Source organism: Phyllobacterium sp. P5_D12 (assembly GCF_054049495.1).
On sequence record NZ_JBFUMG010000271.1, the window covers coordinates 1 to 5,914 of the forward strand.

The 5,914-nt window shown below is 54.4% G+C and carries 8 protein-coding genes; 5 read left to right on the forward strand and 3 right to left on the reverse strand.

The genetic code is table 11. The features are described from left to right. Positions 1-43: 43 nt before the first annotated feature. Entirely contained in the window at positions 44-391 is a 348-nt protein-coding gene (locus tag ACXJ5O_RS16775) for a tRNA-binding protein (RefSeq protein WP_457300884.1), read from the reverse strand. A gap of 14 nt (positions 392-405) precedes the next feature. After that, on the reverse strand, positions 406-906 hold the full coding sequence (locus ACXJ5O_RS16780) for a YbjN domain-containing protein (RefSeq protein WP_457300878.1): 501 nt from the start codon (positions 904-906) through the stop codon (positions 406-408). 495 nt (positions 907-1,401) lie between these two features. Here ACXJ5O_RS16780 and ACXJ5O_RS16785 point away from each other — a divergent pair, with 495 nt between their 5' ends. After that, a complete protein-coding gene (locus ACXJ5O_RS16785) occupies positions 1,402-1,575 on the forward strand; it encodes a hypothetical protein (protein WP_162701950.1) in 174 nt (57 codons plus the stop codon). A 68-nt stretch (positions 1,576-1,643) separates the two neighbouring features. On the opposite strand, the gene ACXJ5O_RS16790 is transcribed toward ACXJ5O_RS16785, so the two are convergent. Further along, positions 1,644-1,958, reverse strand: a complete 315-nt coding sequence (locus ACXJ5O_RS16790; protein ID WP_457300879.1) for an accessory factor UbiK family protein — start codon at positions 1,956-1,958, stop codon at positions 1,644-1,646. Positions 1,959-2,114: 156 nt separating this feature from the next. Here ACXJ5O_RS16790 and lgt point away from each other — a divergent pair, with 156 nt between their 5' ends. From lgt to ACXJ5O_RS16810, 4 genes are all read left to right on the forward strand, one after another. After that, positions 2,115-2,978 (forward strand): prolipoprotein diacylglyceryl transferase, encoded by an 864-nt coding sequence (lgt, locus tag ACXJ5O_RS16795; RefSeq protein WP_457300880.1) that lies wholly within the window; start codon positions 2,115-2,117, stop codon positions 2,976-2,978. Beyond that, positions 2,975-4,057: a class I SAM-dependent methyltransferase gene (locus ACXJ5O_RS16800; protein ID WP_457300881.1), complete on the forward strand. Its 1,083-nt coding sequence runs from the start codon at positions 2,975-2,977 to the stop codon at positions 4,055-4,057. Before lgt ends, ACXJ5O_RS16800 begins: the two co-directional genes overlap by 4 nt. 63 nt (positions 4,058-4,120) lie before the next feature. After that, on the forward strand, positions 4,121-4,912 hold the full coding sequence (pgeF, locus tag ACXJ5O_RS16805; RefSeq protein WP_457300882.1) for a peptidoglycan editing factor PgeF: 792 nt from the start codon (positions 4,121-4,123) through the stop codon (positions 4,910-4,912). 4 nt (positions 4,913-4,916) lie between these two features. Next, positions 4,917-5,914: M24 family metallopeptidase (locus ACXJ5O_RS16810; protein WP_457300883.1), on the forward strand; the 998-nt coding region annotated here is incomplete at its 3' end.

The window sequence follows — 5,914 nt, forward strand, 5'->3', positions numbered from 1 at the left end:
GTCCATACCATCGCATTCCGTGCGATGGTATGGTCTCTATTGTCTAAAAGAGCTTGCCGCCGTTCGGCACGGGTTTGCTGATTGCGGCAAGGACGACGGCACCTTCTTCATCCGGAAAACCCAGCGTCAACACTTCGGACATGAACGGCCCGATTTGGCGCGGCGGGAAATTGACCACCGCAATGACCTGTCGGCCCTTGAGCTCTTCCAGCGTGTAGTGCTTGGTGATTTGAGCTGATGATTTCTTGATCCCGATCTCGGGACCAAAATCGATCTTCAGCTTGAATGCAGGCTTGCGTGCTTCGGGAAAGGTTTCGGCTTCAACGATTGTACCGATGCGGATATCCACTTTCTCGAAATCATCAAAGGTAATTGTAGCCACGCTGCTGATCCTGAATGATTGTCTCAGGCCGAGCCTACTGTCTCGAACAGGATGCTGTCGAGCGATTCCCGTGCCGTCGAACCAGACCAGACAACGAACTGGAATGCCTGGAAATAGGTTTCGCAGGCATCGAGCGCGCTGGAAAGCAGTACTTCGACCTGTTTGCTCGTGGGCTCGGCACCACCAGACAACAGGAGTGACTGACGATACATAACCGCGCCCTCCTGCCGCCAGAGATCAAAATGTCCCATGAGAAGCTGTTCGTTGATCAACGACAGCAAACGCATCACTTCATTGACCCGCGGCTCGCTGATCGCAATGTCGAAGGCGCAGGCCAAATGGAGCGCCTCGAAATCTTCCATCCACGAGRAGGAAATCTGATAATCGGTCCAGCTTCCCTCTACCGTTATGGCAATCTCGTCCTCTCCAGTGCGCTCGAATGCCCACTCATTGGCATGGGCCACATGCTCGATCACATCAACTGGATGTAAATCGCGCGCAATCTCTATTTCCAGAAGGCTCATTGCCATTACCTGCTAAATCGAATCTCGTATGAAGCTGCGGGGACACAGCGAACCAACCCAAAGGACACCAAACGCTTAGACCCAATGAACAGGCAGAACGCGCCAGCCGGGCCGCGGCAACAAACCTTGATAACCGCTACATGATCGCCGAAACGAATCATGCTGTAATTTCAGTGTATTGATGCTGAGTCCGAGCGCCAGTCCCCTTTTGGTCGAATGGTGGGAATGGATGTGGACAGAAGTTCGGAAAAAGATTCACGAGCTGCCTTTAACTGACTCTAAGACAACGATTTTCGGCGATTTCCACCTGTTGATAAATACTTAAGATTTATTTTGGGGATAGGCACAAGGAGCATCGAAATATCGGATAAAGGGCAACCTGATCCCAACGTCTTTCCGCCGGCAAGCATCGAGCCTGTCGTCAAGCGTTCGTCATATCTCCGATATCCACATCATCTAGATTGCCTATACCGTGTAACGCAACAGGAGGTGGCGATGACAAGCGAGCCAAATACGAAGGTAACCGCAACTCAGAAAAATGATGATGGTCGGTGGTACTATGTGATTACCATCGATCAAGAAGAGGGAAACAAAGTGGGGCCCTACGACACCCAGGAAGCCGCGATCGCTGCAGGCGAGCAAAAATTGGCGGAAAGCGGTAACGCCTAAAGCACTGGATTGAAACTAGACCCGCAATTGCCGCTTGGATACCGAACAAGCTTCGTGCTTGTTCGGTATCAGCCCTTCTTCGTGCGACCTGAAGCCGCTGGTTTTTCAGGAGTATCGCTCGACGCTTTACCCTTCTGGCCTACAAGCGCCTCCAGCGCCTCGATGCGCGCAAGCAGTGCAGTGTTTTCCGCCCTCGCCCGGATAGCCATTTCGCGCACAGCTTCAAAGTCTTCGCGCTGAACGACATCCATCGTGTTGAGCAAACGTTCGGCTTGACCGCGAAATGCGGTCTCGACTTCGCGCCGCACACCCTGAGCAGCACCCGCTGCATCGGTCACGAGCTTTGCCAGTTCATCAAGAACGCGGTTTGATCCATTGGTCATCGGCGGACACCTTTCTCGTTTCCCAATCAAATAATCGCCGCGCCAGGCGATTGCAAGCAAGTTGGCATTGGATCGGCAACGCACAAATGTTACCGGAGGAGCAACTTGACGCTGTTCTTGCCCTCGCGCATGGTCCCGCCAAATTGAATCGCGACTATGGAGTGCCTTGTGAGCGAAATACTTCTACCGACGTTTGCCGCGATCGCATTTCCCAATATCGATCCCGTAATATTCAACCTGGGTCCGCTATCGGTACATTGGTATGGCCTCGGTTACGTGGCGGGCATCCTATTTGCCTGGTGGTACGCTAAGAAGCTCATCAGCAAGCCTCGGCTTTGGGCAAACAATACACCACCGATGAAGCCTGCGGACCTGGACGATTTCGTCCTGTGGGCAGCGCTCGGTGTCGTTCTCGGCGGGCGCATCGGCTATATATTGTTCTATGATTTTGCCCGTTATATCGCCCATCCGCTCGACATGTTCAAAGTCTGGGAAGGCGGCATGTCGTTCCATGGTGGCATGCTCGGCACTATTCTCGCCATGGTGCTCTTTGCMCGCTCACGCCGGATCAACGTCTACAGCATGCTCGACACTATTGCCGCAGGTGTGCCTGTTGGTCTCGGCCTTGTACGCGTTGCCAATTTCATCAACAGCGAATTATGGGGTCGCCCGACAGACGTACCATGGGGCATGATCTTTCCGACAGGCGGCCCGTTCGTGCGCCATCCGAGCCAGCTGTATGAGGCAGGTCTCGAGGGAATCGTATTGTTCACAGTTTTAGCTCTATTGATCTTCTATGGCCGTAAACTGAAAAGTCCGCGATTTATCGGAGGAACATTCGTTACCCTCTACGGACTATCGCGCATTTTCGTCGAGTTTTTCCGGGAGCCGGATGCGCAACTTGGTTACCTCTACGGCGGCTGGCTAACGATGGGGATGGTGCTTTCCGTTCCCATGGTTCTCGTCGGACTGGCATTCATCTTGTCTGCCCGCAACCCTGAGGTAGCAACCGGACGATGAATCTCGGGCAACGCATCATCAGGCAAATCGAGGCCAATGGCCCGATTAGCGTTGCTGACTACATGGCCATGTGTCTGTTCGATCGAGACGGGGGGTACTACACAACGCGCGAACCATTCGGCAAAGATGGCGATTTCACTACGGCGCCCGAGATTAGCCAGATGTTCGGCGAACTCGTCGGGGTCTGGTGTGTCAACACTTGGCAAGCGCTTGGGTCGCCCGACGATTTTGTTCTCTGCGAATTTGGGCCTGGACGCGGCACGCTTATGAAAGATCTCATCCGCACGGCCGACAAGATCGCACCGGGTTTTATCGCTGCTGCTAAAATCCATATGGTGGAAATCAGCGATCGTTTGACGCAAATTCAGCAAAAGTCGCTAGGAAAACACAGTGGTGCCATCGTCTGGAAAAAGAACTTTGGTGATATAGCATCGGGTCCGCTGATTACCGTCGCCAATGAGCTTTTCGATGCCATCCCCTCACGTCAATATGTGAAGACGAAAGGGCGTTTTGTCGAACGCGTGCTTGCGCTCGATGCAGAGCAAAACCTTGTCTTTGCTGCCGGTTCCGGCTCGATTGAGGCAGCGCTGCTTCCGCCGGGCAATGACATCGCTCCGGAGGGGAGTATTTTCGAGATTGCTCCGGCCCGCAATGCCCTCATGCAGGAAATTGCAGCGCGTATTCATCATGAACGAGGCGCAGCGCTGTTGTTCGACTACGGACATTTGCAACCGGGCTTTGGCGATACGTTGCAAGCGCTGAGCCACCATAACTCTGTCGATGTCCTGCATATTCCCGGCGCAGCCGACCTCACCACCCATGTGGATTTTCGTGCTCTCGCGCTGGCCGCCCGCAGTGAAGGTTGTAAGACCAGTGCGATGACGCAAGGCGATTTTTTGCTGGCCATGGGTTTGCTTGATCGCGCCGGAGCGCTGGGCCAACATAAGTCGGTGGAGGTCCAGGAACAAATTGGGGTAGTCGTTGAACGTTTAGTGAGCCCGGAACAGATGGGAACATTGTTCAAGGTGCTGTGTGTAAGCGATCCCGCAACACATGTTTTCCCATTCGAAGCGAAATAAATTCTGGCAATTGACTTCAATCGATTGCTCAACCACCATCCGCTCCCTTGAAAGGCATTCGGTATGATAACTTCAGACAAACCAGCACCGCTATGTTCCTCCTTGCTGGGATCCCCTGAAAAAGACCGAATCGCTCATGGTTTCTTTACTCGCAAAGGCGGCGTGTCGGACGGCATCTATCGCGGCCTGAATGTAGGCAGCGGTTCAAATGACGATCAGGATCGCGTCAAGGAGAATCGCAGGCGCGTGGCTGAATCGCTCGGCGCTCCCCTATCACAGCTTGTCACCGTCCATCAGGTTCATTCATCCGATGTCATCACCGTTGCGACGCCGCTAAATGGGGACAGACCCAAGGCCGACGCCATTGTGACCGCCACACCCGGCATCGTCATTGGTGCCCTTTCTGCTGATTGCGGTCCTATCCTTTTCGCTGACACCGAGGCGAAAGTGGTGGGCGCAGCGCATGCCGGGTGGCGCGGAGCCATCGACGGCATTCTCGAAAACACTGTTGACGCGATGATTGCCCTGGGTGCACGTCGCGACCGGATCCAGGCTGTTCTCGGCCCAACGATCGGCCCCGACAATTACGAAGTGGGAGGAGAGTTCTATGACCAGTTCGTCGGAACTGATCCTTCCTATCGTGCGTTTTTCCGCGACTCGGCCAATATCGGTCACAAGATGTTTGACCTATGGGCCTTTATCATAACGCGGCTTGAACGTGCCGGGGTAGAAGCCTCCGGGCTTCAACAGTGCACCTACGCGGATGAGGAGCAGTTTTTCTCCTACCGCCGGACGACCCACCGCAAGGAAGCTGACTACGGCCGGCAGATATCAGCGATTACGATCACGGAGTAAGAGTATGGCCCTCCATTTCGAACCGGAAGAATTTGCTGCGCGCCGTGACCGGCTTATGATGGTCATGGCCGAGCAGAAGCTTGATGCGGTCTTGCTGTTTGCCCAAGAAAGCATGTACTGGCTCACCGGCTACGACACCTTTGGCTTCTGTTTCTTCCAATGCCTGGTCGTCAAGGCGGATGGCAGCAACGTGTTGATGACCCGTTCCGCGGATTTGAGACAAGCGCGCCAAACGTCGAACATCGAAAATATCATAGTATGGGCGGACCGCGACAACGCCAATCCCGCAGCCGATTTGCGCGAACTTCTCAACGATCTCGATCTGCTTGGTTGCCGCATTGGAATCGAATACCAGACTCACGGACTCACCGCCGCCAACGGCCGGAAGCTTGACGAACAGCTCACAGCATTCGGGCAACTCGTCGACATTTCAGGCATCGTCGACAAATTGCGTGTGCTAAAGAGCCCTGCCGAAATCGTCTTTAGCCGCAAGGCCGCGGAACTGAGCGACGAAGCGCTCGATGCAGCGCTCAAACTGGTGAAAGCTGGTGCAGATGAGGGCGTGATACTTGCTGCCATGCAATCGGCAATCTTTGCAGGCGGCGGTGATTATCCGGCCAACGAGTTCATCATTGGCTCGGGTGAAGATGCGCTTCTCTGCCGGTACAAGTCCGGGCGACGCAAGCTGACCAAAAATGATCAACTGACTTTGGAATGGGCCGGCGTCTATCGCCACTACCACGCCCCCATGATGCGCACGATATTGACCGGCAAGGCATCGAAACGGCACCAGGAGCTTTATGACGCGGCACACGAAGCGCTCGAAGCTGTAGAAGCTGCGATGACGCCAGATTTCACTTTTGGCGATGTATTCGATGCGCACGCCAAGGTGATGGAGGCGCATGAATTGACCCGCCATCGTCTCAATGCCTGCGGCTATTCGGTTGGTGCCCGCTTCACACCTTCCTGGATGGACATGCCCATGTTTTATTCTGTTAATCC